This is a genomic window from Vreelandella mediterranea (assembly GCF_970647075.1).
Genome location: NZ_OZ310198.1, coordinates 3297999 through 3321976, shown reverse-complemented (window position 1 = coordinate 3321976; position 23978 = coordinate 3297999). Strand labels below are relative to the sequence as shown.

Genomic DNA, 23978 nt, shown 5'->3' with positions numbered 1-23978 from the left:
ACGCTTATTGTGGACGTGATCAGGGTAGAGGCTAAAGACGTGGCGATGCGCCACCGCGAGAGACGAAATGGCCAGCGGCAATTTCATCGAGCGCCAACACGGTGGGCTCATCGCCTACCTTGCGGATCGGGCTTGGAATCTCTCCATCCAGCAGCAGATGTTCACGGCGATGGTGCGGGTCGGCGACGGGGACGGCTGAAAGAAGTTTCCGTGTATAGTCATGCTGAGGCGTATCGAAGACATGCTGGCGCGGTCCCATTTCGACGATTTGCCCCAGATGCAGCACCGCCACCCGGTGGCTCATTTTCTCGACGACCGCCATATCGTGGCTGATGAACAGATACGCCAGGCCCTCTTCACGCTGAAGCTGCATCATCAGGTGAATGATTTGCGCCTGAATAGACACATCCAGCGCCGAAAGCGCCTCGTCAGCAATGATGAGTTTGGGCCTGGAGGCCAGGGCGCGGGCAATGCAGATACGCTGGCGCTGGCCCCCGGAAAATTCGTGGGGGTAGCGGCTGGCATGCTCGGGTTTCAAACCCACCCGCTCGAGCAGCTCGTTGACGCGCTGCTTGATACGTTGGCGGTCGCCCATCAAGCGGTGGGTATGAATGGGCTCGGCCACGGAGAACCCCACGGTTTTACGCGGGTCGAGGGATGCGAAGGGGTCCTGGAAGATGTACTGCACCTCTTGGCGCAGTTTCATTTTTTCCCCGCGTGACATGCTGGCGACCGATTTGCCGGAGAAAACGATATCGCCGCTGTTGCTTTTTTGCAGCTGCTGAATGGTGCGCCCGATAGTGGACTTACCCGAACCGGACTCGCCCACCAATGCCAGCGTTTCGCCGGGGTAGATATCGAAACTAACGTTTTCGACCGCGTGCACTCGGTGGCTTACACCGCCAAAGAAGCCCTGGTTTATATCAAAGCGTGTCACCAAATTGCGTACGCTGACCACGGGCTCTTCCTGAGCGCGCACGGTGTCCTGGGGCACCGGCTCACCTTGCGTCTTGATCCGTTGGCCGTCGAAGATCACGAGCGGCTCGGCCCGGGGGAGCGCTTCGCCTTGCATACTGCCAAGGGTCGGTACCGCCGCCAGTAACGCCTTTGTATAAGGCTCGCGAGGGGTCTTGAAAAGCGCGCTCACCTCCGCTTCTTCTACTTTTTCGCCATCACGCATGACCACCACGTGATCGGCGACTTCCGCTACGACCCCCATGTCGTGGGTAATGAAGATGACGGCCATGCCAAGCTCTTGCTGAAGGTCGCGGATGATGGCCAGAATTTGCGCCTGGATCGTAACGTCCAGCGCGGTGGTGGGCTCATCGGCAACCAGCACTTTGGGCTTGCAGGCTAGCGCCATGGCGATCATGACGCGTTGACGCATTCCGCCCGAGAGCTGATGAGGGTAACGTTTGAGTAACGATTCCGCGTCCGCCAGCCGTACCAGGCGCAGTAGCCTAAGCGCCTCTTCCCGCGCGGTGGCTCGCGTATATTCACCGTGCAGTAGCAACACCTCGGTGATCTGATCTCCAATGGTGTAAACCGGATTGAGCGACGTCATCGGTTCCTGGAAGATCATCGAGATCTCTTTGCCGCGGATGCTGCGCATCGCTTTATCGGATAGCTGGGTTAGATCCTGCGCGGCGCTATCAACCGTGGGGCGAAATAGAATTTTACCATTGGGGATATGGGCATTGAGGTAGTGCACCAGTCCCATCGTGGCCAGCGAGGTCATCGACTTTCCCGACCCGGATTCGCCGACGATGGCCAGTGTTTGGCCCGCGTAAAGATCAAACGATAGATCCTTGACGACCCGATGAGAGCCGAATGCGATATCGAGCGATTGAACAGAGAGTAGAGGCGGTATTGAAGACACGAAGTTACCTGCACTTTTTATATAATTTATCTAGAAATTATCTACATGGTGTTCTTATGTCAATCGCGCATCATCCATTACAAATACGACTAACGTCGTATTCCGCTGTTTGGGTGCAGTTCCCAAACGGTGGTAAAACCATTGATAATGGTCGATTGTTCAATCGGCGAATGCCAAAATAAACCATTAATATTAAATATAATTGAGTGAACATAATGAGTGAGGAGCACGCTGAAAAACGGTCCGGACGAAGCCCTATCGTTTCGTCCGAACATTTATCACATAAAGCACATGAGCTTTCCGAATTCGAATTCGGCCTGATTATATCCAGCAATGCGTTCAACCGTTGGATGGTGCGTTGCATGAATGCAACGGGGTATCCAGAACTCGGTGCGCTGGATATTTTAGTGCTCCATAGCGTCAATCATCGTGACAGGGCTAAACGGCAAGGGGATATTTGCCTGGTCCTGAACGTCGAGGACACCCATACGGTGACGTACGCACTGCGAAAGCTGGTAAAGCTGGAGCTGGTGGTGGGGGAAAAACAGGGGAAAGAGACGCTTTTTAGTACGACAGAGCACGGGCGTAACGCCTGCAAACGTTACGCTGAGATACGCGAGACGTGCTTGATCGAGTCTCTCGACTCGATGGGGATCGAACGCAGCGAGATTAGTCGCTTGGCGAGTATCATGCGCGCCATGTCAGGGCTTTACGATCAGGCCGCGCGCTCGGCCGCTTCGCTATAGCCGTTGCCGGGGTTTACACACGTCGAGCAAGCGCCGCTCACGACCCGGGGGGAGCCTGGCGCCCATAAATTGCCACACCGCTGCGCCCGGCGCGCTTGATGTCGTACATGCTCTGGTCGGCGGCGGCGATCAGTTCGTGCACGTTGTCGAATACACCGTCTTGTACACAGGCAATGCCGATGGAGACGGAAATATAAAGCGGTGTTTCGCCGCTGTAGAACATGGGTTCTTTTTCGAGTAACGCCATGATGCGGTGCGCGAGCCGCTCGGCGTTTTGCGCCGTTTCATCGGGCATGATGATGAGAAACTCCTCGCCGCCGTAGCGTCCAGCGATATCGGAGGCGTCGACCAGCGAAGAGAGCACTTTGCCAAAGCGCTGCAGGACGTTGTCGCCGGCACGGTGGCCGTGCTGGTCGTTGAGCCTTTTGAAGTGGTCGAGGTCGATGAATACCACAGACAGGGCGCGGTTTTTCTGACGGCACAGCGTAAAGCGCATCTGAAGCTGTTCATCGAGCCAGGCGCGATTGGCCAACTGCGTGAGAGGGTCGATACGGCTTCGCTCGAGCAGCGCGTCGTGCTGATGCTCCAGTTGTCTAAAGCTCACCTGCTGCGCCTCCAGCCGCGCACTAATAGCGAGAGCGTGCTGAAACAGCAGCTGTTTCGCTTCGCTCAGTACTGCTTGGCTATCGATAGGCAACGGCACGGCCAGCTTGAGTAGATCGCTTAACAGGTGAATCTGCTGATGCATTCGATGGAACAGCGACTCGAGCAGGACCACGTGCTCGGTATCCGAGGCAGAGAGTTCATAAAGCAGCGTTGCAAAGGACTGAGCCGGGACCTTGGATAGCCACGCATCCGCCAGCGGGCCTGAAAAGCGTACGCATATGTCGAACGGGGCCTTTGCCAACACGCTGTCGTGGCTCTCATCGATCGCGGTGACGATATTTTCCGGCAGGCCCCACTTGGCTGCAAGCCACGCGCCAATCAGCGTATGGTCGCAGCCAAAGCGCTGGCGCTCCTCTTTGGCGAGCTGCATGTGAGAGCGGTCGGGCTGGGTGTAGAGCGTGGCCGCTTCCTCGGGGTAAGCCATTTGCAGCGCCAGGATGCCAATGTCTTGCAACAGCGCAACGGTAAACGCCTGGCCTAGATAGTCGGGGCAGAGTGTTCGGGCAAGCTGGCTTGCAATCGCCGCCGAAGCAATGGCTCGCTGCCATCCCGGTATGGCGATCTCGTTGGTTTGGTCGTCTTTAAAAAGTGCAAAGCTCAAAACTACCGCTAGTGTCGCGTCGGTGCCCAGGCGCTGGGTTGCCTCAAGGCTCGTTTGCGCAGGCCTGGGGGCGCGCACGATATGCGCCGTATTCGCCACCGCAATCAACTGCGCGGTAAGTGCCGGGTCGTGTTCGATGACAAAGGCATACTCTTTGAGCGACACGTCAGGCTTTCGCGCGACCTCCAGCACCTGCATGGCGACCGTCGGCATCGAGGGCAACGAGGCCGTACTCAAAAGTGATTTGCTTAGAAAGCTGGGCAACTTTTCCGACAGCGCTGCATAGAGCGTGTCGCTAGCCACTGAATGGCTCTTCATCTTCTCTCCATATGCAATGCTCACTCAGTGCAATAAGCGATTATTATGGCCTCACGAAAGCATATACTTTTAAAGGACTTTCGTCGCCTTTAAAGCGCTATAACGTCTTCTCTATACAGCAGAAATTACTATTTTAAATTAGTCGAAAGCCGCTGGTTTCCGGCATCGCCGATTCTCCCGCCTCGTCGATGCTTTCGTTCGGGCTTGAGCCTGAAGGCTAAACATTCAAGGATTGCACGATCAGGTTAGTGCCCACCAGTAGCATGGCCAGGATGACCAGCCGGTAGAACAGTGCATCGTTCACTCGGCTTTGCAGCCAAAGCCCGTTACGCACCCCCACCCACGCCACGGGTACCAGCAAAAGCGAGGCCCAGGCACTGGTGAGGTTGACTTCGCCCAGCCAGAGGTAAGGCCCCAGTTTGATGGCGTTGACGATGGCAAAAGCCACCGCACAGGTAGCAATGAAGGTCTCCTTGGCAAGTTTGCGCGGCAGCAGATACACATTGAGCGGTGGTGCACCGGCATGGGCGATAAAGCTCGTAAACCCGCACACACTTGCCGCGGGCAAGGCCCAGCGTGTGGAGATGGGCTTTTTGGCGACCGGCTTTAACAGCATGTAAACGGCAAACACCAGCGATAAAAGCCCTAGTACCAGCCGAACGCCCTGATCGCTCAAGCTGCCAAAAAGTAGCGTACCGATCGCCACGCCGATAAAAAGCCCGGGCAGAAAGCGCCACACTTCTGCCATGTCGTGCTTGCCCCACCACGCTTTCACCGCGAATACGTCCATCACCAAGAGCAGCGGCAATAATAGTCCTGCGGCTTGAGTGGGGCTGATCACCAACGCCATTAACGGCACTGAAAGCGTACCGAATCCACCTGCAAAACCACCCTTGGAGACGCCGGTGAGGTACACGGAGAAAACAATCAATATCCAGGCGATGGTGGAGTAATCGGGAAGCATGGAGGTCCTGGCCTACTAAAATGAAGTCTGTAAAACGTCGTGGAGTAGCGGAGTATAGCATCCGGCTATCTGTCGGCGGGTAAGGTGGTAACACAGCTGCACTTTAACCCCATCTTGTTTGAACCGATTTTCGGTTTTGAGCAGTGTATTAATGGCTTTTAACTATTTGGCTGAATAGGGTAGATTAATTAAAGTTTTAATGATTTTAGCCGTTTTTAGAAGTGACGAGGATGGGTGATCAACGACTAGACCGTGATTTTTATGATGGCGCGGTAAGCTTGGTCGTATCGCCTAACGGCCTTGCTGATTGCCAGCGTCCATTCGGCGGGCTGTTTTCAGGGGGCTGGTAGTAAAAGGGAAACGCCTATAAAAAAGCGCTATAAAGCGTTCGGTCTTCAACTGCAAGGGCACCTAAATAAGTGCGCGGCGGCTTCGAGTGTGGTGCCTGTTATATAAAACGACTGTACAGCGAGCGTCCCTTCCTGAGTTCTCTATCACCTAACGGAATATACATAATGAAATTCAAGGATTTTTCAATTAGCAAGCAGATTGGCTTTGGATTTTTAGTGCCTGTCTTGTTTTTAGTATTTACGGGGCTTTTGAACTCGTTCAGCCTGCGCAGCATTAACGACACCATGAGTTCTCTTTATTACGATCGCGTGGTCCCCTTGCAGGATCTTAAAGTGATTTCGGATGCTTATGCGGTGGATGTCATCGATGCCGTTAACAAGGCCAACGCGGGCTTGATGAGCGCTGAAGAGGCGCTCGAGGCGGTTCATGGCGCCCGCGATGTCATTGCCGATCGGTGGCAAGCTTATATAGAAACGACGCTGACGGCCGAGGAGGCGGCGATTGCCGCTCGGGCCCAGGCGCTATTCGAACCAGCCAACCGCGCGTTGGATGAGCTCGAGCAAACGTTGCAAACCATGTCAGGGCGGGCCGTGGGCAGGCTCGACGCTCATGATGGCGCCTTGTACGCCTCTATCGACCCTATAAGCGAGACGATCACTCGACTGATCGATGAGCAGCTCGTCGCCGCGCAGCGGGGGATGGAACATGGCGATGCCCGATACTATCAGGCGATGCTATCGACCCTGGCCCTTGGGTTATTGGCGGTGCTGATATCGGTCGGCGCGGCCGTCATCATTACGCGAGGTATTACCCGGCCGCTAGGTCAAGCCGTTCAGCAGTCCCAGGCCGTCGCCGATGGCGACTTATCGACCAGCATCGAACCCGACTCCCAAAACGAAATCGGTCAGCTGCTGATGGCGCAAAAGTCGATGGTCGCAAGTCTTGCTCAAGTAGTTTTCGATGTGCGCCGTAACGCCGAAAGCGTCGCGACGGCGAGTGCACAAATCGCGCAGGGCAATGACGACCTGAGCCAGCGCACCGAGGTGCAGTCCTCGGCGCTTGAGCAGACCTCGGCTTCGATCGAGGAGATGGGCTCCAGCGCGACCCAAAATGCTGAAAACGCCATGAATGCCAACCAGCTTGCCGCCAGTGCCAGCACGGTCGCCCGGGAAGGGGGCGGCGTTGTAGAGCAGGTCGTGCAGACCATGCGAGACATCAATGAAAGCAGCAGCCAAATTCACGATATCGTGGGCGTCATCGATAGCATCGCGTTTCAAACCAATATTTTGGCGTTGAACGCCTCGGTAGAAGCGGCGCGGGCCGGTGAGCAAGGCCGCGGTTTCGCCGTGGTGGCCGGTGAAGTGCGTAATTTGGCCCAGCGTAGTGCGCAAGCGGCTCAAGAGATCAAGGCATTGATTAGTATCAGCGTCGAGCGCGTGGGTAAAGGCACCCAGCTGGTGGATCAAGCGGGCGCCACCATGCAAGATATCGTGGCATCGATTCAGCATGTCAGCGATATCGTGGGAGAGATCAGTAGTGCCAGCAGCGAACAGAGCGCCGCCGTTAGCCAGGTGAGCCAAGCGATTAGTCAGCTCGATCACACCACTCAGCAAAACGCGGCGCTCGTTCAAGAGTCGGCCGCGGCGGCCGCAAGCCTTAGAGATCAGGCCCACGACCTGGTGGGGGCCGTGGAGAAATTCAAGCTGTCAGAACACCCGCTAATGGCTAATACCAGCGGTCGCCCTTTGCTCGATAAAGTGCCCGCGAGGTGATGGTGGTACCCATCTTCATAAAATAATCACCGTCGCCAGGCCCAGAAACGATAGAAAGCCGACGACATCGGTCACGGTGGTCAAGATAACCGCGCCGGAGAGCGCTGGGTCGATCTTCAGCCGCTTCAGGACCAAGGGGATCAGTACGCCCGAGATATTCGCCAGACTCATGTTGATAAAAATGGCCAGCGTGATGACCACGGTGATGAGCACCTGGCCAAACCAAAGATAGGAGATGGCGCCCACCACCAGGGCCCAGACCAGGCCGTTGCTCATACCGACCCAAAGTTCCTTGTTATAGAGCCAGCGCTTGTTATTACCGGCCAGTTGGCCAAGGGCCAGGCCACGGATCACCACCGTTAGCGTTTGGCTGCCGGCGATTCCCCCCATGCTGGCGACCACCGGCATTAGAATCGCCAGCGCTACGATTTGATCCAGCACCGCCTCGAACCGCCCGATGACGAACGCCGCCAAAAAAGCCGTCATTAAATTGATGCCCAGCCATACGCCGCGGCTTTTGGCGCTACGCACGATGGGCGTGAACACCTCTTCTTCGTCGCTGACGCCGGAAAGGTGCTTCAGCGTTAGATCCGCGTCGTCCTGGGTGATTTCCAGAACATCTGCCGCATTGAGCTGGCCCACCAGCAGGCCGTCGCTATCGCACACCGGGACGAAGGGCAGCTCTTTCGAACGCAGCAAAATAGCGGCTTCGCTGACTTTCATCTGATCGTTGAGCGTGAAAAAGTCATCCATGTAGTCATCGACCACCGCGTCCTGGGGCTGCTTGATCAAGTCGATCAGCGTCAGCGTGCCGAGCAGGCGTTTGTCTTTATCGGTGATCATCACCTGCTGCGACTCATCGTCGAGCAGATGATGGATGCGGATATAACGCTGTACGGCTTCAAGGGAGACACCCTGCTTTACATTGACCGTCTCCGGGTCCATGTAGCGGCCCACGACATCCTCTTCGTAGGCGTGCAGGTTCTCTACCTGGGCGCGAATATTGTCATCGAGGCTTGCGTAAACGCTCGTTTTGACGTCCTCGTCAGCCACCTCGAGTACTTCGGCAACGTCCTGGGCGTCCAGACCTCTAACGATGTTTTCGATATCGCTGATCGACAGGTCTTCGACGTAGTCCGCGCGAATATCTTCATCGACGCTTGCCAGCACTTCGCCGAGCAGCGTAGCGGGGATGAGTTCCCACAAGAGGTTACGCGTCTTCGTGGGAAAGGATTCGAGGATGCGCGCTATTTCCAGAGTTTCCAGATCGTCGAACAGCGTCTTCAGTGACGGCGTGTCGTTTTCATCGAGTCGCTCTTGAATGTAAAGAAGCTGCGTCTCGCCATCGGTGTACTGTTCGTCGTCGGCCATGAAATCCTTCCTTGGGCGCATGATCGGTAAAAGAGGGGGTGCGTAGCGGTAACATGGCCCACCTTTCAGTCTATGGTGTACCTGCGTGGAAAGCTATACGCCACAATGGATTACCAATGCGCTCGACGTCGCGCGGTACGACGCATAAAAAGCCCCGCTTGTTGATCAAGAGGGGCGTTGAGAGCCGCTACCGTTATCGCCTCGAAGAAAAGCGCTTGATACTCAGTCGCGTGGAAAACGCGCCTCTAGTGCCGCGACCTGTTCAGGCGTCAGGATACGGGGGTTCTCACCACGAAGTAGCAAAAAGAGTTTTGCCGTCTCTTCGAGCTCTTCCGTTGCGTAGACGGCGGCTTCCAGGTTTTTACCGGCGACGACCGGGCCGTGATTGGCCAACAGAACTGCGCTATGTTGGCCCGCTAAACCACGTACCGCATCGCCCAACGCTTCATCTCCGGGTATATGGTAAGGCACCAGCGGAAGCTTACCGACGCGCATGGCGTAATAAGCCGTAATGGGGGGGATGCAGTCGCAAGGGTCGATGTTGGGTAGACACGAGACGGCCACCGAATGCGTCGAGTGTAGATGTACGATAGCGCCGGACTGCGGCCGCTCGTCATACATGGCCGTATGAAGGAAGTGCTCTTTGGTGGGCTTGTCGCCGCTCAAGAGCTGGCCGTTTTTATCCAGGTGTGAGATGCGCGCCGGGTCCAGCCGGCCCAGACACGCATTGGTGGGCGTCATCAGCCAGCCGCCGTCGTCCAGGCGAACGCTGATGTTGCCGCTCGAGCCCATGGTCAGGCCTCGATCGAACAGCGATTTTCCGAGCAAGCTGATATGTTCGCGTAGCTGGTTCTGCTCGTGTGTGCTCATGACAACACCTCAAACGCTCGAGTGAAGAAATCGACGCCGCCAAAATTGCCTGATTTCAGCGCTAGTGAAAGCGGCGCCGTATGGCCGTCCAGTGCCGCCTGAGTCCAGGGAACGCCTGGATCGATCTGCTCGCCAATACGAAGCGCGGTAATGTTCAGCGCGGACACCACCGCGCCCGAGGTTTCGCCGCCGGCCACCAGCAGGCGGCCGACACCCTTGTCGACCAGCGATACCGCGAGCTGACTCAATGCGTTTTCGACCAGGCGTCCGGCCTTTTCCACACCGAGCTGGTTCTGAGCCGCTTTGACTTTCTCCGGATCGGCGGAGGCATACACCAGTACCGGGGCGTTTTGCTCGATACGCGCAAGTGCAAACGCCAGGGCCTCGTTCCAGTGGGTATCACCGTTTGCCAGATCCAGCGGATGGATCGCAAAGCCGCCTTCCGGATGGCGCACCAGGAAATCATCCACTTGGGCAAGCGTTGCCCGGGAGCAGCTGCCGGAGAGCACCAGTGCGCTGCCCGAGGCGGGCTGCAGGCGACCGGGTTCGGCGATCTTGTCCAGCCACCCTTGCCGGCGGTATTGCGCGGGCAAGGCTTGGCCCAGGCCCGAACCGCCGGTGACCAGTGCTAAATTGACGGCCGCTTCGGCAAGGACCTCCAGGTCACGATCATCCACGCTGTCGCAAATCACGTGACGAACGGTGTCCGCCTGCAGGGCGGCGAGGTGGTCGCGCGTGGCTTCGGCGCCTTGGGTCAATACGCCACGCGAGGCCAGGCCCACGGCGTGCGGCGTTTGCTTCGAGAGCACGCGCACCAGATCCGCATCGGTCATCGGCGTAAGCGGGTGGTGTTGCATGCCGCTGTCGTTCAAGAGGCGATCACCGACGAACAGGTGCCCTTGATAGACCGTACGCCCATTGACCGGAAAGGCGGGCGCCAGAACGGTTTGCGAAGCCTTCAGACGATCGAGCAAGGCATCGGCCACCGGGCCGATATTGCCCTGATCGGTTGAATCAAACGTCGAGCAGTACTTGAAAAAGAACTGCCGGGCACCTAGCTCGCGCAGCCAGTCGAGCGCGGCGAGCGAATCGGCAATCGCCTCATCCGCGGGGCAGGAGCGGGATTTGAGCGCCACGACCACCGCGTCGACATCGCGCAAGTCGGGCAGGGTGTCGGGCACGCCGATCACCTGCACACAGCGCATGCCGCCGCGTACCAGGTTGTTGGCCAGGTCGGTGGCGCCGGTAAAGTCATCGGCGATAGCGCCTAGTACGATCGTCATATTCGTTCTCCAAATCCCGGCTTAAGAAGCCGTGCGGCGCCGCGCACGTTTAATCAGCGGCATGATCAACGTTGCCGTGAGCAACAAGAGGGCGATTGCCAATAGCGTGGCGCTAATCGGGCGATCCAAAAAGATGCCGAAATTTCCCTGTGACATCGAAAGCGACCGGCGAAGCTCACTCTCGGCAATGGGGCCGAGTACCAGCCCCAGGATGATCGATACCATAGGGAAGTTGATCTTCTCGAGCAGGTAGCCCACGACACCAAAGCCCAGCATGAGCCATACGTCGAACATCGAGTTTCGCACCGAAAAGGTTCCCACGATGCAGCACATGATGATGATGGGCCCCAGCGCCGAGTAAGGTACGTTCAAGAGTTTGGTGAACAACACGATAAACGGCTTGGAGAAGAGCAAAATCATAAAATTGACGATGAAAAGGCCGGCAAAGACCGCATAGATCAAGTCGCTACTGGTGAGCATGAACATCGGCCCCGGCTGCAGGCCGTGCATGATGAAGGCGCCCAGGATGACGGCCGTTGTACCGCTGCCCGGGATGCCCAGGGCGAAAAGTGGTACCAGCGCCCCCATGGCGGCGGCGTTATTGGCGGACTCCGGGGCGGCAATGCCTTCCGGGGCGCCCTTGCCGAATTTTTCCGGGTGCTTGGACCAGCGAACCGTTTCGCTGTAGCTGACCATGGCGGCGGTACTGGCCCCGATACCCGGCAAAATGCCGATGACGACGCCAATGATCGAGGAGCGAGACAGCGTAGCGCCAATCTGACGCAAAACGGGCAGATCGAAAATCTTGACCTTCACTTCCTTGAGCGGCTGGTGGCTCGCGTGATCCAGCGTGCGCTTCATGACCTCGGACACCGCGAAAAGCCCGACGATCACGGGAATTAGCCCGACGCCTTCCGCCAGGTTGAGGTTATCGAAGGTATAGCGGCTGGTGCCGGTCAAGGGGTCGATACCGATGGTGGCGATAAATAGCCCCAGCGCCGCGCCGATCAAGCCAAAGATAAGGCGCCCGCCGAGTGAAGCCACCACGGTTAGCCCCAGCACGGCCAGCGCGAAGTACTCGGGGGATGAAAATCTCAGCGCCATGGTGGCCAGCACCGGTGTAAAGATGATCAAGGCAATGGTGCCCACGATGCCGCCGATCGCCGAACTCAAAACGCCGATGCCCAGTGCCTTGCCCGCTTCGCCCCGCTGCGTCATCGGGTAGCCATCAAAAGCCGTCATGACCGCCTCGGGGGTGCCGGGGGCGCGGTAGAGAATGGCGGTGATCAGTCCCGAGAAGACCGTGGCTCCATAAATGGCGGTCAGCACCATGAAGGCGGTGGTGGGCTCCATGCCGTAGGTCACCGGCAGCAAAATGACCACGAGGATCACGCCGCTGATGCCGGGGAGCGCACCACCGATAAAACCGATAAAGACGGCAGAGGTTAATAGCAGCAGGTTCAGTGGCTGCATCACCACGGCTAACCCGCCCAAGAAATTTTCTAGCATGATCGACTCCCTGGAAAGTGGGGAATGGGGGCAGCCTTACGGCATGGGAATGCCCAGCAGTGATACGAACACGCCCTGCATGAGCGCCGCTGCCACCACCAGGGTAATGGTGATCGTCACCCACGAGCGGGCGCCGAGTAACAGCGTGCCGACCAGCGTGAACACCAGGCTTGCAATAAGGAAACCGACGCTTTGCATCAAGAGCGTGTAGCCGGCGGCGGCGGCCATGAACCACCAGTGACGCGTACGTCCCAGAGAGAAAGAGAAGCGGTGGGTAGGGGGCTCGTCGTCCGTCACCCCGCGCGTGGGGTCGCGCCAGGTCAGCACCAAAAGCACCAGTCCAAGTACGCATAAAACGGCGAGCAGCGTTAAAGGCCAAACCCGTGGCCCAATGAAGGTGGAGACCTGCGCCGAGCTTGGAAACTGCAGCGTCGGGTAAAGCCCAACAACTGCAAGTAGCACGATCCCCAGCGCGAAAATAGTGATTCTGACGTGCATGGCCAATCCTGAGGGGAACATTGGAAGACCGGTCAGTTGACCGGTCTTTGAAGCAAACAGAACGTAATGCTTTTACAAATCAACGGGGGTATCAGTCGTTTTGTAGAAGCCGCGAATAAAGGTCGAGGTTGTTTTCCAGGCGCTGACGATACTCATCGCCATTCATCCAGCCATCGCGGTAATCCAGATTCACGCGTTCGGCGTAGCTCTGGTACTCCTCAGAGTCGTAAACTTCCTGAAAGGCGTCCTGCAGGCGCTGCACAATGGGGTCCGGGGTGTCGGCATGCACGAAAATGGCGCGGTCGTTACCGTCGGTCAGATCCCAGTCGTGCTCCACCGTGGTGGGTACATCCGGATAGTCTTCGAGACGCTCATCGCTAAAAATCAGAATCGGCGCCATCTGGCCTGCGTCGATATAGCTTAAAAGCGGGCTCAGTGATGTCGTGGTGGCGTCGATGTTGCCGCCCAGCACGTTCGCCGTGGCGTTACCCGTGCTGTCGTAGGGAATGAAGTTCATATCCAGACCCGAGGCATCCATCAGCGACAGAAACGCCATGTGGTCTGGACTCGCCGTATGGGTGCCGCCCACGGTGACTTCGCCCGGGTTTTCCTCGGCGTAAGTCATGAACGCATCGAAATCTTCAAAGCGTTCCGGATTGACGAACAGCGCCATGACGTCGGATTGCATGCGCGCGATAGGTGTCAGCTGATCCAGACCCACCGGGTTTTGCCCGGCGGCAAGCGATGTCACAAGCGTCGTAGAAGCGAAATCCAGGGTATGCCCGTCGGCGGCGCCGTTTGCGGTGCGCTGGTGAGCCAGGGCGCCGGAAGCGGCCGGCAGGTTGACCACGGTGATGCGCGCACCACCCACCACTTCTTCGAACATGGGGCGAACTACACGGGCGAAGTTGTCGGTGCCGCCGCCAGCGCCAGCGGCCACTAGAAACTCGATGGGTTTGCTGGGGAACGTGTCCGCGTCGTTTGCATTGACGGCGGTGGCGGTACCAAGCAGGGTTAACCCGAGAGCGGCGTATTTGATACTGAACTGAGTAGGCATGATTTTCTCCAGAGCGATTGTTGTTGCTTTTAGGGGCTGTCTAAGTGGGAAAAGGGCAATAGCATCTATTGCCCGGACGTAAGGTGTTACGGGCTCAAAAGTGCATCTTGCTTGAGGCGAAGCTCTTTTAACTTGCTCTCAGCCAGAGTGACATCGGCAAGCGTAATCGGCTGTCCCGGTGCGATATCGCGAACCACTTTCGCCCCCGGCAGCAGATAGAACGGCACGTTGGCTTCACCGGAAAGCGCCGCGGCGGGGTGGATCTCCGGGCGCAAGCCTTCGATATGGCGATGATGACCTTTCATCTCGAGCAGTTGTCCTGCCTGGATCGCTTGGGTCGTGCGCGCCGTTAGATCGAACTTGGGTGTCGTGGCTTGGCCTCCGCCGGAGGTGATGCCGTTGAGTACCGCATCGAGCAGCGAAATCGGCGCTTCGAGCCCGAGCAAGTGCCGCGGTAGATAGATCATGGCGCTATCGCCGCTTTGGCTAAGCACGTGTCCCTTGTCGCGAAGCAACTGCCAAACGTGAGGGTCTTCGCAGCGCACTACGGCGAATACGCCGCCAGCGAAGCTCAGCTCGTCAGGTCGACGCAGGCAGTTGAACACTTCGAGTCGCTGGGGGCCCTGAAGAACGCCGCCGTGGGCTTGGGTATCCAGCAGGGTGGGCACTTCGTGGGTGCGCAACACCATGGCATGAAACGCGGGCAGGTCGGGCTGTAGGCCGGTGGCATTGGCCACGTTGACCATTTCGCACAGGTCGGGTACTGAAATCTGTGGGATGGCGGAGAGTGCCTCGCTGCGTGCTTTAACCGTTGCACGTGGGTCGCGTTCATCCAGTGTCCAGAGCGATGCCATGTCAGCGGCATCGTAGGTGGCGCCGTTACAAATAACGGTGCCCTGGGCTTCATCCCAGATAAAATCGTATTCGCTGCTTTTGCCGGCTGAAACGATTTCAAAGCCCAGGGTTTTCGCCCAGGTCAACAAACCGATCAGCAGGCTTGGCTGGTCGCCGTCGAGGGGCGTAAAGATTCGTCCTTGCTGTTCTGCCAAACGCGTCAGATAGGGCCCTACCACCGATTCGGTTTCCTTGGTCGCGATACCCACGTGCTTGCCGGCCAGCAGCGCACTCTCGGCATATTGCGCGCCAATATCCGGGATGCCGGTGGATTCAACGAGAATATCGAAAGGTAGTGTTGCCACGGTATCGAAAGACGCGGTCGCAATGAAGGAGTCTTTCTCCCAGGCGTTTTCAGCTTCCGCGCCAGAATGGCATACCATTATGTCTTTGTCTGAAATACCCGCTTGGCGTAAGGCGTCAGCCGCTCTTTCCGGATTGATATCGATCGCAATACGCGCTGACAATTTTTCCATCTGGCGCGCTTGGCGCAGTACGCCACGGCCAAAGTCACCCGCGCCCGCAATGCACGCTTCGACCACTTTAGCGTTTTCAAAGTGTTGTAAGTAATTCATAGATAAGGGGTATTTCCTAATTATTCGATAGCAGGCAACAGCAATAGGACGAACGTATGTCTGCCTCGATGACAAAGCAAAACGACACACGGATCAAAAGAATGTAGTGGTATACCATTTGGAGGGTCAACGCATCGCCCATGCTACTTTAGTAGTTGTTGGTTTATGTATGGATATAAGTGCATGAATATCATCGAGAAGCATTCTATTTGAAGTTATCGATTCATTTGAAAGGTGTTTTTTGGTATGCCACTCTTGCTCGTCGCTAACAAAAGTGAATAACGCTATGGAAGAGACCGTTCAAGTCAGTCATGCCGGGTTGGTAGAAAAAGTCGCTACCTATTTGCGCGAGCATATCGTGATGGATCATTTTCAACCGGGCCAGCGCTTACCCGAGCGTACGCTGGCCGTCGAGCTTCAGGTATCGCGAACTCCCCTGCGTGAAGCGTTGAAAATTCTTGCGGCCGAAGGGCTCGTGGTGATCTCTCCCAACCGTGGAGCCGTAGTGGCGGATGTGAGTGCGGCGGACATGAAGGAGAAGGCATACGTACTTAGTGTGCTGGAGCAGGCTGCCGCGGAGCTTACCTGCGCCGTGGCCACTGAAGAGGATATTGCAGAGTTTCAGGCGCTTCATTACGAGATGAAGGCTGCTTTCGTGAGAAGAGATCGACAGAATTACTTTCGTCTAAATCAGGATATACACAATCGGATCGTGGCGCTCTCTGGGAATTCCACCCTAATCGATATGCATGCCAACTTGAGTCGCCAGCTTTACCGCGTCCGCTACCTTTCGAATCAAAAAAACGAGAAGTGGGCGACGGCCATGGAGGAGCACGAAGCGATTCTGGCCGCCCTGGAAGCGCGCGATGGCAAGCGAGTAGGCCACGAGCTGCGTAACCACCTAGGGAAAACCTGGATCAAGTACGCCCACGGGGAGCAGGTCCATAGCCCGCCGCGCTAAAAAAGTATTTACGAGAAACTGGCACATGCCAATGCCTGAAGGTTTCAGGGGTGTCCTCAAAGCTTTATGGCTGCTTCCTATAAAAAGACGGCAACTAGATGGGGTAGCCGCTGTCACTTTATTCAGCGGTTCCTGGTTCAGGGGCCCGCCGGTCCGCCCCGCCATAGCGTAAGGGTTTGCCGGCTTTGTGTTCATGCTTCAAGCTCAATGCACGCAGACTCAGGCATCGGGAGCGGAAAATGGCACGACCGGATGACGTACCGAGAGAGGTGAAAAGCGATCTGGAGGGCGGGCTTGATCAGCTCGGTGGTAAGTCGCTTGGCAATTCTGCTGAAATCACCGCCAAGTCGGCCATTTGCGTGAGCGCTTCACGCCATTCGGCGCTTCATGATGATGTGCTGTGGGCCAAGGATGCGGACCTTAAAATGCTGCCGGCCTCCCTCGCGAAGCTGTTGACCTGCCTGGTCTTTTTAAAGTGGATGCCGGTACTGTCGGACGTCTTGCGGGTTGAGAGCGAAGATGCGACCGGCGGGTCCGGTAACAATCTGCGTGCGGGGGACGCCATCACGGTGGAGGGCGCGCTGCATAACCTCATGCTCCCCTCCAGCAATGTAACCGCCGCCGTCGTGGCGCGAGTAGTGGGTCAGAAAATACTGGATAATGAAGCCGGCAGCGGGCATCCGAAAGAGCGGTTCGTTCAGGAAATGAACACCACTGCGGCCAGGCTTAAAATGCACAACAGTCATTTCATCAACCCGCACGGTCTTCCCGCCGCCCATCAGTACGCTACCGCCAGAGATCTGGCCCGCCTCGGCCGGGCGGCGCTCGATAGCGACGTGCTCGTCACTATCTGGAACAAGGCGCGATACACCCTGCACGTGGGCGGCCCGGATGCGCGCGTGGAGCCCATCACAACATCGGTGGTCGCTATACGAGAGAAAGACCGCGCCGTTACCGGGGGCAAGACGGGCACGCTCACCGGGTGGGGGTTCAACCTCTTGCTCGAGCATGCCGCGCCGGGTGGTCACCGCGTCATTACCGTCGTTCTCAAGTCCACGTCCGATTCTCGGCGCTACAGCGATGCCACGACCATCCTGAATAGCGTCTCTCGAGCGTTTACATGGCCGGCGATCAAGCCTGTCTAGAAGCGTTTCGAGCCGCAGCAGGCTTTAATCGCCGGGCTCGAAAAGGCGCGTCTCAATTCCTGGGCACAAAAAAAGCACCCGAAGGTGCTTGATTTGCTGGGGTGTCTGGTGGAGGCGGCGTCTCGCTTAAAGTTTATTTAAGATACTGTTTTTATTATATATGATGGCAAGCTATTTTGAAATGTGCCCCCAATTATGCCCCCTTTTCCATGGTACTAAGCCGGTTAACCCGTACTTTGAACCCGTGTACGGGGTAGAGAGGGATGGCTTCCCATGAATCGACTACGCTCTAACCCGCTATCGGTTCCTGGTTCTGGTGTGTCAGATCGTGGAAGTGTATCCCCGTGGCCTTGATGACGGCGGTCATGGTGCGAAGCGTAGGGTTGCCTTTGGGCGAGAGCGCCCGGTAAAGGCTTTCGCGGGAAACTTCAGCGCGCTGGGCGATCGCCGCTACGCCGCCTTGGGCGTCCACTACGTGGCGCAGGGCCATGAGAAAGGCCGCCTCACCGCCTTGTTCGTCCAGCTCGTCGAAAGCGGCGCGCAGGTAGTCTAGCGTCATTGCTGGGTCTTCGCGCAGCATATCGACAACCGCATCATCGTGGTTTTTCATGTCCGGGTTCTCCTTCGGTGGTCGGCCAAAAACGCCTTGGCCTGCTCTATGTCGGCCTGCTGGCGTTTTTTGGTACCACCGGCTAGCAGCATCACAACGCGCCCGCCCACCTTCGCATAATAAACGCGGTAGCCCGGCCCATAATCGATTCGCAGCTCCAACACACCATCGCCCACCGCCTTGGTATCGCCGGGGTTGCCTGTGGCCAGCCGGTTAAGGCGCGTCAGTACCCGCATGGCCGCCATTCGGTCTTTTGCCTTTACAGCATTGACCCACGTTTGAAAGGGGTCGTGGCCGTCTGCGGTCAGGTAGTGGGTAAGCTCGATCATTGGGCAATTGTAGCTTATAAGCTACATTGAAGGTAGCGCGCGCTTTCAACCAACCCCCGTTTGTCAGTGATCGGCACGGCGTCGCGTTTGGATTAGGTGGTGGGCGGCGGGCCGCTTTATCGCCGCGCTTGTCGTGCCTTGCCGGTTACCGCTTCGCTTCATGGGGCTTCGCCCCATTCCCCCCTGGGTGTAGCGCGCCAGCCCCGCGCTTGTTCAAACATGCCGCTAGGTTGTCTTGGGTTGTTGTATCGCGTGTCATTGGGCGCCGTGGTTATACCGGCTGGGACGCGCTGGCCACGGGATTTTTGGCCGGGTGCGGTGGGCGGTATGATGGGGATAAAGAAACAACAACCAACTATCGAAAATTCGCCGTGCATAGCTGCATTTCGGGGCTGCTTTCCCCCGTAGTGGTGGGGATGGGTGGGGGAGTACCTTTTTATTTTTTGGTATATCGGATCGTTATCGGCGGGCATGAAAAAGCCGCGAAGGGGCAATCCTTTCGCGGCTTCGTTCGGTGGTGCCTGGCTTAGTATTCCAGCCGCTCAGGTGCCTCTGTTGTGTAGAAGTGGGATAACCCTAGCTCAACATGCACGCTGCTGTAATTTACGCTTTCCGGGGCAAAGTGATTTGCCTCATCGCGCGCCGTATTAATGGCCGACACCCGCTCCTGTAAACCGGCTGACTCAATCGCTTCTAAAAGCTCACGCTCGGCTTTTGCCATGGCGGCTTGTGCCACTTCATAGCCCACGCCCTGGTGCAGGTGTTCCAGCTCGGTAAGCTCGGCTTGCAGATCGGCGCGCATTTTTTCCAGCCCGCGGCGAGCGCTCGCTTGCTTTTCTGCCTGCTCGGCTGCTTTTTCCGACGCCTTGCGGGCTTTAGCCAGCGTGGTGGTGGCTTGGCCCTTGGCCTCGTCGTCTATCTCGCCAAGCAGCGCGTTGGCTTCCAGGCGCTCTACTTCCTCGGCTGCGCGCTGGGCTTGGGCTTCCAGATCGGCGGCGATGCTGTCGCTATCCTTCATCGCCGCGATGGTGTCGTTAATTTTGTCGATGCGCTGCTGGTGAGCCGTGATCGCTTGGGTGACGGCTTCCAGTGCTTGCGGTGAAGCCTCCGGCCTTGCCTTGATGGTGGCCGCTAGCGACTGCTCGGCACTGTTCTGCGCTTCGTTTCGTTCGGTATAAACGCTCTGGGCTTCTTCGTGGGCAAGCCGCGCTCGCTTAAGGTCGCCCAGTTCCCGTTGTAGCTCCAAGCGCCGTGGGTCATCGTGGTGGGTAGCGCTTCGCTCGAGTGCGTGCGAAAGGTAGTCCGTTACCTGTTGCACCTGCTCAGGTGTTGCCGGGTCGGCAATGACCAGGCCATCCGGGCGCCCCTGTCGAGTGCTCGACGTTAGGTGCCGTTCGGCATCATTCATTTGCTGCTTTGCTTCTGACGCTTTGGCAGTAGCCCCGCTCAACACTTGTTGCGCTTGCCGATGTTGCTCGAGCCATTCTTTCCATGTGGTTAGGTCGTTGTTCATTGGGGTGCCTCGCTTTTGGGGTGTTTGATCTCGGATAACAGCAGCAGCCAGCCTGCGGCGTTCACATCGCCAGCGGTGGCCATTTCGTCAAGCATTCGCGCCAGCTCGGCGCGCCGCTGTTGGGATGGGTAAATCTGGGAGCCGCGCTTTTTCATATTCGAGTTACTCTTATTTGCCGCTAATCGGGTCTTATTAAGCCTTTTTTCTGGCGGTGAGCTATGGCATGGCGTCACCTCCCGGCAGCGCTAAGCGCTGGCCTTTGCGGATGACCGTCCCGGTGTTGAGGTGTGTATTTTCCGGGGCGTCACCTGTACATGCTTTGCCTGAATACACGGGGCGCGGTGTACAGGTCGTACAGGTCATCAGCCGCACCACTGCGCGAATACGGGTAACCTGTGGTGGTACACGCTGGGTGGCCGAAAATTTCACGAAATCCGGGGCTGCTTCCCCCCGTGGCTTGGGGAAACGATCGTTAGAAGGACCCGGCTTTTTATCAGCGCCCGCCCGGCTGTCTTGGAGCAATCGCCCGCCTTTGAGCTGTTTGGTATCGCTGTGCCCATCGCCGTTGGGTTGTGTGGCTCGCTCGATCATTGTTCGAGCTGCCGCTTTAGCCAAAGGTTGGCCGCCTGACGGCCAGCGTTGTGCTTCACGTGGGCGCGCGGCTCCTGGCTGGCTGCCAGTTCCCAAGCGGCGCTATACCCTTCGGCCAAGCGCATGGCGTGCTGTCGTTCCTGCATGGCCAGACGCAAGCGGATAAAGCGCCGGTCTTCGGCCAGCAGGCGGCACCGCTTCTCGATCAGCGCCAGCCATGGCTCCACCCGGCTGGTCACGGCGGCGCGGTGGTGGTGGTGCTTTGGTCGGGCGGTCGGGCGGCCCTGTGCCTGGGTGGCGCCAGCGGCGGCTTGCATCCGGGCGATGCGGGCAAGCAGAGCGTCTGCGTTCATGCGATGGCTCCCGGCGGTATGTCGGCAGGTGATAGCTCCCCGCGCGCCAGCATGGCTATCAGCAGCTCGCGGCCTTTCTCAATGGATTCGCGCAAGCGTTCTTGGTCTTCACGCTCAAGGCGGCGCCTGACCGACATAACGCGGTATTGTTTGGCATCTTGGGTGGCTTGTTGCTGGATTCGCTGCACCTGTTCCCGTGGTGGGGTCGGGAACATCCGCCTGAATGACTCCGTTATGTGCCATTCCCAGTCATCTAGCTGCCGGTTGCCGGTGGGCTGCGTACAGTTAATGACACAAGTCCAAGGCGCTGCGGCTTCGCCTACGCGCTGAAAATCAACCCCGGCGGCTTCGCTCTTTCGCTCGAACGTCCAGCGGTAGAAACGGGTCAGGTATTCCGTTTCGCCCAGTTGACTGCTAACCACCAAGCCCCACGTGCTGGCTACCGGTTCGCCGTAGCGGCCCAGCGTGTCGCTCGACCACTCGCCGGTTACCCGGTTGACGTTGGCGGGCGCCGTGGTTTGGCGCACAACGCGCCATGGGCGAACGGGGGCGGCGTCGCGCGGCTGCATTGGCCCGCCCATCAGGTGAAGGTACTTGTCCCAAGCGCCAGCGATCGCGGCCTTTCGGATGGCGTCGAGTATCGCGGCGGCTTCGGGCTCGGGCCGGGTGGCGGCTTCCCAGTCGGTCACGCGCGCATCGTCTTTCAGGCGGCGCACTTCACGCCACACCGTGACCGATGGCAGGCCCACAAACTGAAACTGGCGGATTCCCCAGCAGGCGGCCCACGCCTCGATGCGCGGCGCGCTGGTTTCCAGCGGCTGGCCGTAATGATCGAGGTTGTCACCTTCAACGCCCTGGCGGTTGTGCTGCTTGCCGTTGATGTTCTTGGCCACGTACTTGGCCACGTAACCCGCGGCGCTGCCTTTGCGGCGGTCGATCTTCACCGCCTTGAAGCGAATGCTGGTGTTGTGGGTCACTTCATCGGGCGAGTCTTCCAGCGCGTATCGGCGCAGCACCGTGGTGATTCGGGCTTCATCTTCGCGCTGCATCCAGATCAATAGGTGCCAATGCGGCGTGCCATCGTGGTGGGGCTCGGCAACGCGGATGCCGTACACGCCCAAGCCTTCACGCTTGAGCTTGGCGCGGGCCTTGGCCCACTGGTGTTGCAGGTAGGCTTGGGCTTCACGCGGGTCGGCGCCAGCGTACTTGTGGTTCAGGCTGGCGTTCTGGCGTATCGGGTGAAAGCGGCTCGGGGTGGTGATGGTGTAGAACATGCCGCAATGCCCGGCGCGGTCGGCTTCCCGCTCAGTGTCGGCGATGCGCAACATCAGCTCGGCCCGGCGAAACTCCGGGTTGGCCAGGCCAAGCTCGGCCAGTTCCGCCAGCGTGTACTGGTCACCGTCCTGATTGGTGGCGGTAATAGCTTCCAGCAAGCGCGCGTTACGGGTGGTCTGGTCGATGCGGCGGCGGTAGCCTTCATCGCTCACGTAAATGCCTGCCCGCTTTTGGGTACGGCCTAACAGCCGCTGACGCTGTTCCCGGCGGCGGCTGGTCAGGCGGCGCAGTTGCCGCCGCCACCAGAAGGGGCAGGCAAGCCGGGATAGTTCCCCGGTAGCGCTGTAGCCCTCCGGTGGGCTCAGGTGGTGCTGGGCCGCCCGGCGGCGGGCGCGCTGCAAGGCGTAGACTGGATCGCCCAGCTTGGCGGCTTCCAGCTCCACGGCGCGGGCTTGGGCGGTGGCGTGATCGATCAAGGCTTGATCGTCACCGTTACACTTCCAAGGGCCACAGCTTAGCAGCGCATCGCCCAAGGCTTGGCGGTCGATAAAGGCGGCGTGGCTGGTCATGGCGCCGCCTGTTCGCTTAGCGGGTCATGTCCGCCCGCGCCAGCACGGGCCGCGCAGGGCTGGCCACGCTGGGTAAGGCGTAGGCGCGCCCCGTGCCGTGTGCTATTCTCAGGCTTAGCGTTTGCTTTGGTAGGCGGCGCGGAGAAGGCCCAGCCATTGCGCTGGGCTTTTTCATGGGTGTCAGTCAGCATCGTGGCCCCCTTGTGGCTCGGCGTCTGAGCCTTCCTCCTCTTCCTCGATCACGTCATAGGCCAGCGTGGTGGCACGCTCGCCCATGCAGCGAAAGGCCGTCGCCCACGCCTGCACCTGTTGTTCTGTTGGCTCGTCGCTTAGGTAGGCAACGTCGCTCATGGTCTGCGCCAGCGTGGCGCTCGCTTCGGCAATCTCGCGCAGCTCGACCAAGTGCCGAATGGTTGACCGGTTCATGACGCCATCCCCGGAAGCAATGCTTCCAGTTCACGGGCTACTGCCTGTAGCTGCTCAAGGCTATCGGGCTCGGCACGGTTGCAGGGTGGAAGCGTCACGCAATAGGTGGAGCTTGTGCTATTCGGGGCGTAAAGGTCGGCGCAGCGGTTAACGTCTACGTGCAGGCGAAGCAACATGCCCGAAAACTGGACGCCCACCCAATAGGTGCCCTGGATGCTTATGGCCATCGCCAAGGCCTGAATTTGCGCGATGGCGTCGCGGTGGGGCTGGGGGATCTGTTGCGGGCTCATGCGGGCACCTCGCTACGCACAAGGCGCAAGGCCAGCTCGATAGCGGGCTTGGTAAGCGGGGCGGCGTGGTAAGGCGCCAGCAGTTCAGTCAGGCGCTTTAATTGGCGGGCGGATAGTTTCACGCTTCACCGCCAGTGCTGCGCTTGGCAGCCTCTAGGGCTTGGGCTTCAAGTTGCTGTGCTTTTTCAATGTGGTTGGTGTAACGCTTAAGGCGGGTGCGCGTGCTGGAATCGGCATATAGAGCGGCTTTCGCCATTGCTCTATGCGCGTCGGCACGGCTGGATAAACTGCGGGTATCTGGATTAGATAGGCGTAACTTGGCCATGGGTGTGACTCCTTTGTGTTTGGAGCCGTCCCCGGTTGCCGCTAAACAACTAATGGGGGCGACTGTACGCAGGTTAGCGGACCGGCCACAAAGGAAACCGGCACACCCGAAGGTGTCCCACGCACAGCCGCCATAACTGACAGGCATAAAAAAAGCGCCTGTCATGGGCGCGCTGTTGCGCCTTTGTGTTTTACTCGGGCCGCTAAACCCTCTGGCTGACGATTTTGCGCCAGCAGC

General features: G+C 58.3%; 24 protein-coding genes. 4 read left to right on the top strand and 20 right to left on the bottom strand.

Annotated features, from left to right (window positions below; genetic code table 11):
• Positions 1 to 31 precede the first annotated feature (31 nt).
• Entirely contained in the window at positions 32 to 1879 is a 1848-nt protein-coding gene (locus tag ACWFVE_RS15365; protein WP_447530131.1) for an ABC transporter ATP-binding protein, read from the bottom strand.
• A gap of 215 nt (positions 1880 to 2094) precedes the next feature.
• Here ACWFVE_RS15365 and ACWFVE_RS15360 point away from each other — a divergent pair, with 215 nt between their 5' ends.
• The gene (locus ACWFVE_RS15360) at positions 2095 to 2625 is read left to right on the top strand and encodes a winged helix DNA-binding protein (protein WP_447530130.1); all 531 of its coding nucleotides are present in this window, start codon (positions 2095 to 2097) and stop codon (positions 2623 to 2625) included.
• Positions 2626 to 2662: 37 nt separating this feature from the next.
• Here the strand turns inward: ACWFVE_RS15360 and ACWFVE_RS15355 are convergent, their stop codons facing one another.
• The gene (locus ACWFVE_RS15355; protein WP_447530129.1) at positions 2663 to 4210 is read right to left on the bottom strand and encodes a sensor domain-containing diguanylate cyclase; all 1548 of its coding nucleotides are present in this window, start codon (positions 4208 to 4210) and stop codon (positions 2663 to 2665) included.
• A 217-nt stretch (positions 4211 to 4427) separates the two neighbouring features.
• Positions 4428 to 5174, bottom strand: a complete 747-nt coding sequence (locus ACWFVE_RS15350; RefSeq protein ID WP_447530128.1) for a sulfite exporter TauE/SafE family protein — start codon at positions 5172 to 5174, stop codon at positions 4428 to 4430.
• A gap of 515 nt (positions 5175 to 5689) precedes the next feature.
• Here ACWFVE_RS15350 and ACWFVE_RS15345 point away from each other — a divergent pair.
• On the top strand, positions 5690 to 7297 hold the full coding sequence (locus ACWFVE_RS15345; RefSeq protein ID WP_447530127.1) for a methyl-accepting chemotaxis protein: 1608 nt from the start codon (positions 5690 to 5692) through the stop codon (positions 7295 to 7297).
• Positions 7298 to 7312: 15 nt separating this feature from the next.
• Here the strand turns inward: ACWFVE_RS15345 and mgtE are convergent, their stop codons facing one another.
• From mgtE to ACWFVE_RS15310, 7 genes are all read right to left on the bottom strand, one after another.
• The gene (gene mgtE, locus ACWFVE_RS15340; protein ID WP_447530126.1) at positions 7313 to 8668 is read right to left on the bottom strand and encodes a magnesium transporter; all 1356 of its coding nucleotides are present in this window, start codon (positions 8666 to 8668) and stop codon (positions 7313 to 7315) included.
• 222 nt (positions 8669 to 8890) lie between these two features.
• Positions 8891 to 9538, bottom strand: coding sequence for a 3-oxo-tetronate 4-phosphate decarboxylase (otnC, locus tag ACWFVE_RS15335; RefSeq protein WP_447530125.1), 648 nt, complete (start codon positions 9536 to 9538; stop codon positions 8891 to 8893).
• On the bottom strand, positions 9535 to 10821 hold the full coding sequence (otnK, locus tag ACWFVE_RS15330; protein WP_447530124.1) for a 3-oxo-tetronate kinase: 1287 nt from the start codon (positions 10819 to 10821) through the stop codon (positions 9535 to 9537). Before otnK ends, otnC begins: the two co-directional genes overlap by 4 nt.
• Positions 10822 to 10842: 21 nt before the next feature.
• A complete protein-coding gene (locus tag ACWFVE_RS15325; protein WP_447530123.1) occupies positions 10843 to 12330 on the bottom strand; it encodes a tripartite tricarboxylate transporter permease in 1488 nt (495 codons plus the stop codon).
• Between the two features lie 36 nt (positions 12331 to 12366).
• Positions 12367 to 12828: a tripartite tricarboxylate transporter TctB family protein gene (locus ACWFVE_RS15320; RefSeq protein WP_447530122.1), complete on the bottom strand. Its 462-nt coding sequence runs from the start codon at positions 12826 to 12828 to the stop codon at positions 12367 to 12369.
• Positions 12829 to 12919: 91 nt separating this feature from the next.
• Positions 12920 to 13885, bottom strand: coding sequence for a Bug family tripartite tricarboxylate transporter substrate binding protein (locus ACWFVE_RS15315; protein ID WP_447530121.1), 966 nt, complete (start codon positions 13883 to 13885; stop codon positions 12920 to 12922).
• Positions 13886 to 13971: 86 nt separating this feature from the next.
• Positions 13972 to 15354, bottom strand: a complete 1383-nt coding sequence (locus tag ACWFVE_RS15310; RefSeq protein ID WP_447530120.1) for a flagellar biosynthesis protein FlgA — start codon at positions 15352 to 15354, stop codon at positions 13972 to 13974.
• Positions 15355 to 15640: 286 nt separating this feature from the next.
• Between ACWFVE_RS15310 and ACWFVE_RS15305 the strand changes: the two genes are divergently transcribed.
• Together ACWFVE_RS15305 and ACWFVE_RS15300 are read left to right on the top strand one after the other, a co-directional pair.
• Positions 15641 to 16315, top strand: a complete 675-nt coding sequence (locus ACWFVE_RS15305; RefSeq protein WP_447530119.1) for a GntR family transcriptional regulator — start codon at positions 15641 to 15643, stop codon at positions 16313 to 16315.
• Between the two features lie 239 nt (positions 16316 to 16554).
• Positions 16555 to 17460 (top strand): D-alanyl-D-alanine carboxypeptidase family protein, encoded by a 906-nt coding sequence (locus ACWFVE_RS15300; RefSeq protein ID WP_447530118.1) that lies wholly within the window; start codon positions 16555 to 16557, stop codon positions 17458 to 17460.
• 289 nt (positions 17461 to 17749) lie between these two features.
• Here ACWFVE_RS15300 and ACWFVE_RS15295 read toward each other — a convergent pair whose 3' ends face one another.
• The 10 genes from ACWFVE_RS15295 to ACWFVE_RS15250 form a co-directional block, all read right to left on the bottom strand.
• Positions 17750 to 18070 carry an addiction module antidote protein gene (locus ACWFVE_RS15295; RefSeq protein WP_447530117.1) on the bottom strand — a complete coding sequence of 107 codons (321 nt, stop codon included), beginning with the start codon at positions 18068 to 18070 and terminating at the stop codon, positions 17750 to 17752.
• On the bottom strand, positions 18067 to 18399 hold the full coding sequence (locus tag ACWFVE_RS15290) for a type II toxin-antitoxin system RelE/ParE family toxin (RefSeq protein ID WP_447530116.1): 333 nt from the start codon (positions 18397 to 18399) through the stop codon (positions 18067 to 18069). The genes ACWFVE_RS15295 and ACWFVE_RS15290 overlap by 4 nt, the downstream gene beginning before the upstream one ends.
• 526 nt (positions 18400 to 18925) lie before the next feature.
• Positions 18926 to 19807, bottom strand: coding sequence for a hypothetical protein (locus ACWFVE_RS15285; RefSeq protein ID WP_447530115.1), 882 nt, complete (start codon positions 19805 to 19807; stop codon positions 18926 to 18928).
• 101 nt (positions 19808 to 19908) lie between these two features.
• The gene (locus ACWFVE_RS15280; RefSeq protein WP_447530114.1) at positions 19909 to 20067 is read right to left on the bottom strand and encodes a hypothetical protein; all 159 of its coding nucleotides are present in this window, start codon (positions 20065 to 20067) and stop codon (positions 19909 to 19911) included.
• A gap of 432 nt (positions 20068 to 20499) precedes the next feature.
• Positions 20500 to 20856, bottom strand: a complete 357-nt coding sequence (locus ACWFVE_RS15275) for a hypothetical protein (RefSeq protein WP_447530113.1) — start codon at positions 20854 to 20856, stop codon at positions 20500 to 20502.
• Positions 20853 to 22700: a replication endonuclease gene (locus ACWFVE_RS15270; RefSeq protein WP_447530112.1), complete on the bottom strand. Its 1848-nt coding sequence runs from the start codon at positions 22698 to 22700 to the stop codon at positions 20853 to 20855. Before ACWFVE_RS15270 ends, ACWFVE_RS15275 begins: the two co-directional genes overlap by 4 nt.
• Positions 22701 to 22880: 180 nt before the next feature.
• Positions 22881 to 23126, bottom strand: coding sequence for a hypothetical protein (locus tag ACWFVE_RS15265; protein ID WP_447530111.1), 246 nt, complete (start codon positions 23124 to 23126; stop codon positions 22881 to 22883).
• Positions 23123 to 23416, bottom strand: coding sequence for a hypothetical protein (locus ACWFVE_RS15260; protein ID WP_447530110.1), 294 nt, complete (start codon positions 23414 to 23416; stop codon positions 23123 to 23125). The genes ACWFVE_RS15265 and ACWFVE_RS15260 overlap by 4 nt, the downstream gene beginning before the upstream one ends.
• Positions 23413 to 23538, bottom strand: a complete 126-nt coding sequence (locus ACWFVE_RS15255) for a hypothetical protein (protein ID WP_447530109.1) — start codon at positions 23536 to 23538, stop codon at positions 23413 to 23415. The genes ACWFVE_RS15260 and ACWFVE_RS15255 overlap by 4 nt, the downstream gene beginning before the upstream one ends.
• Positions 23535 to 23741, bottom strand: a complete 207-nt coding sequence (locus ACWFVE_RS15250; RefSeq protein WP_447530108.1) for a hypothetical protein — start codon at positions 23739 to 23741, stop codon at positions 23535 to 23537. Before ACWFVE_RS15250 ends, ACWFVE_RS15255 begins: the two co-directional genes overlap by 4 nt.
• Between the last annotated feature and the right edge of the window lie 237 nt (positions 23742 to 23978).

What these genes read in the sequence shown, in the direction of transcription:
- ACWFVE_RS15285 (WP_447530115.1), bottom strand. Translation starts at nt 19,807, where the DNA reads ATGAATGATGCCGAACGGCACCTAACGTCGAGCACTCGACAGGGGCGC.
- ACWFVE_RS15350 (WP_447530128.1), bottom strand. Translation starts at nt 5,174, where the DNA reads ATGCTTCCCGATTACTCCACCATCGCCTGGATATTGATTGTTTTCTCC.
- ACWFVE_RS15315 (WP_447530121.1), bottom strand. Translation starts at nt 13,885, where the DNA reads ATGCCTACTCAGTTCAGTATCAAATACGCCGCTCTCGGGTTAACCCTG.
- ACWFVE_RS15290 (WP_447530116.1), bottom strand. Translation starts at nt 18,399, where the DNA reads ATGATCGAGCTTACCCACTACCTGACCGCAGACGGCCACGACCCCTTT.
- ACWFVE_RS15280 (WP_447530114.1), bottom strand. Translation starts at nt 20,067, where the DNA reads ATGAAAAAGCGCGGCTCCCAGATTTACCCATCCCAACAGCGGCGCGCC.
- ACWFVE_RS15325 (WP_447530123.1), bottom strand. Translation starts at nt 12,330, where the DNA reads ATGCTAGAAAATTTCTTGGGCGGGTTAGCCGTGGTGATGCAGCCACTG.
- ACWFVE_RS15320 (WP_447530122.1), bottom strand. Translation starts at nt 12,828, where the DNA reads ATGCACGTCAGAATCACTATTTTCGCGCTGGGGATCGTGCTACTTGCA.
- ACWFVE_RS15275 (WP_447530113.1), bottom strand. Translation starts at nt 20,856, where the DNA reads ATGAACGCAGACGCTCTGCTTGCCCGCATCGCCCGGATGCAAGCCGCC.
- otnK (WP_447530124.1), bottom strand. Translation starts at nt 10,821, where the DNA reads ATGACGATCGTACTAGGCGCTATCGCCGATGACTTTACCGGCGCCACC.
- ACWFVE_RS15295 (WP_447530117.1), bottom strand. Translation starts at nt 18,070, where the DNA reads ATGAAAAACCACGATGATGCGGTTGTCGATATGCTGCGCGAAGACCCA.
- otnC (WP_447530125.1), bottom strand. Translation starts at nt 9,538, where the DNA reads ATGAGCACACACGAGCAGAACCAGCTACGCGAACATATCAGCTTGCTC.
- mgtE (WP_447530126.1), bottom strand. Translation starts at nt 8,668, where the DNA reads ATGGCCGACGACGAACAGTACACCGATGGCGAGACGCAGCTTCTTTAC.
- ACWFVE_RS15355 (WP_447530129.1), bottom strand. Translation starts at nt 4,210, where the DNA reads ATGAAGAGCCATTCAGTGGCTAGCGACACGCTCTATGCAGCGCTGTCG.
- ACWFVE_RS15360 (WP_447530130.1), top strand. Translation starts at nt 2,095, where the DNA reads ATGAGTGAGGAGCACGCTGAAAAACGGTCCGGACGAAGCCCTATCGTT.
- ACWFVE_RS15305 (WP_447530119.1), top strand. Translation starts at nt 15,641, where the DNA reads ATGGAAGAGACCGTTCAAGTCAGTCATGCCGGGTTGGTAGAAAAAGTC.
- ACWFVE_RS15345 (WP_447530127.1), top strand. Translation starts at nt 5,690, where the DNA reads ATGAAATTCAAGGATTTTTCAATTAGCAAGCAGATTGGCTTTGGATTT.
- ACWFVE_RS15310 (WP_447530120.1), bottom strand. Translation starts at nt 15,354, where the DNA reads ATGAATTACTTACAACACTTTGAAAACGCTAAAGTGGTCGAAGCGTGC.
- ACWFVE_RS15270 (WP_447530112.1), bottom strand. Translation starts at nt 22,700, where the DNA reads ATGACCAGCCACGCCGCCTTTATCGACCGCCAAGCCTTGGGCGATGCG.
- ACWFVE_RS15260 (WP_447530110.1), bottom strand. Translation starts at nt 23,416, where the DNA reads ATGAGCCCGCAACAGATCCCCCAGCCCCACCGCGACGCCATCGCGCAA.
- ACWFVE_RS15250 (WP_447530108.1), bottom strand. Translation starts at nt 23,741, where the DNA reads ATGGCCAAGTTACGCCTATCTAATCCAGATACCCGCAGTTTATCCAGC.
- ACWFVE_RS15265 (WP_447530111.1), bottom strand. Translation starts at nt 23,126, where the DNA reads ATGAACCGGTCAACCATTCGGCACTTGGTCGAGCTGCGCGAGATTGCC.
- ACWFVE_RS15300 (WP_447530118.1), top strand. Translation starts at nt 16,555, where the DNA reads ATGGCACGACCGGATGACGTACCGAGAGAGGTGAAAAGCGATCTGGAG.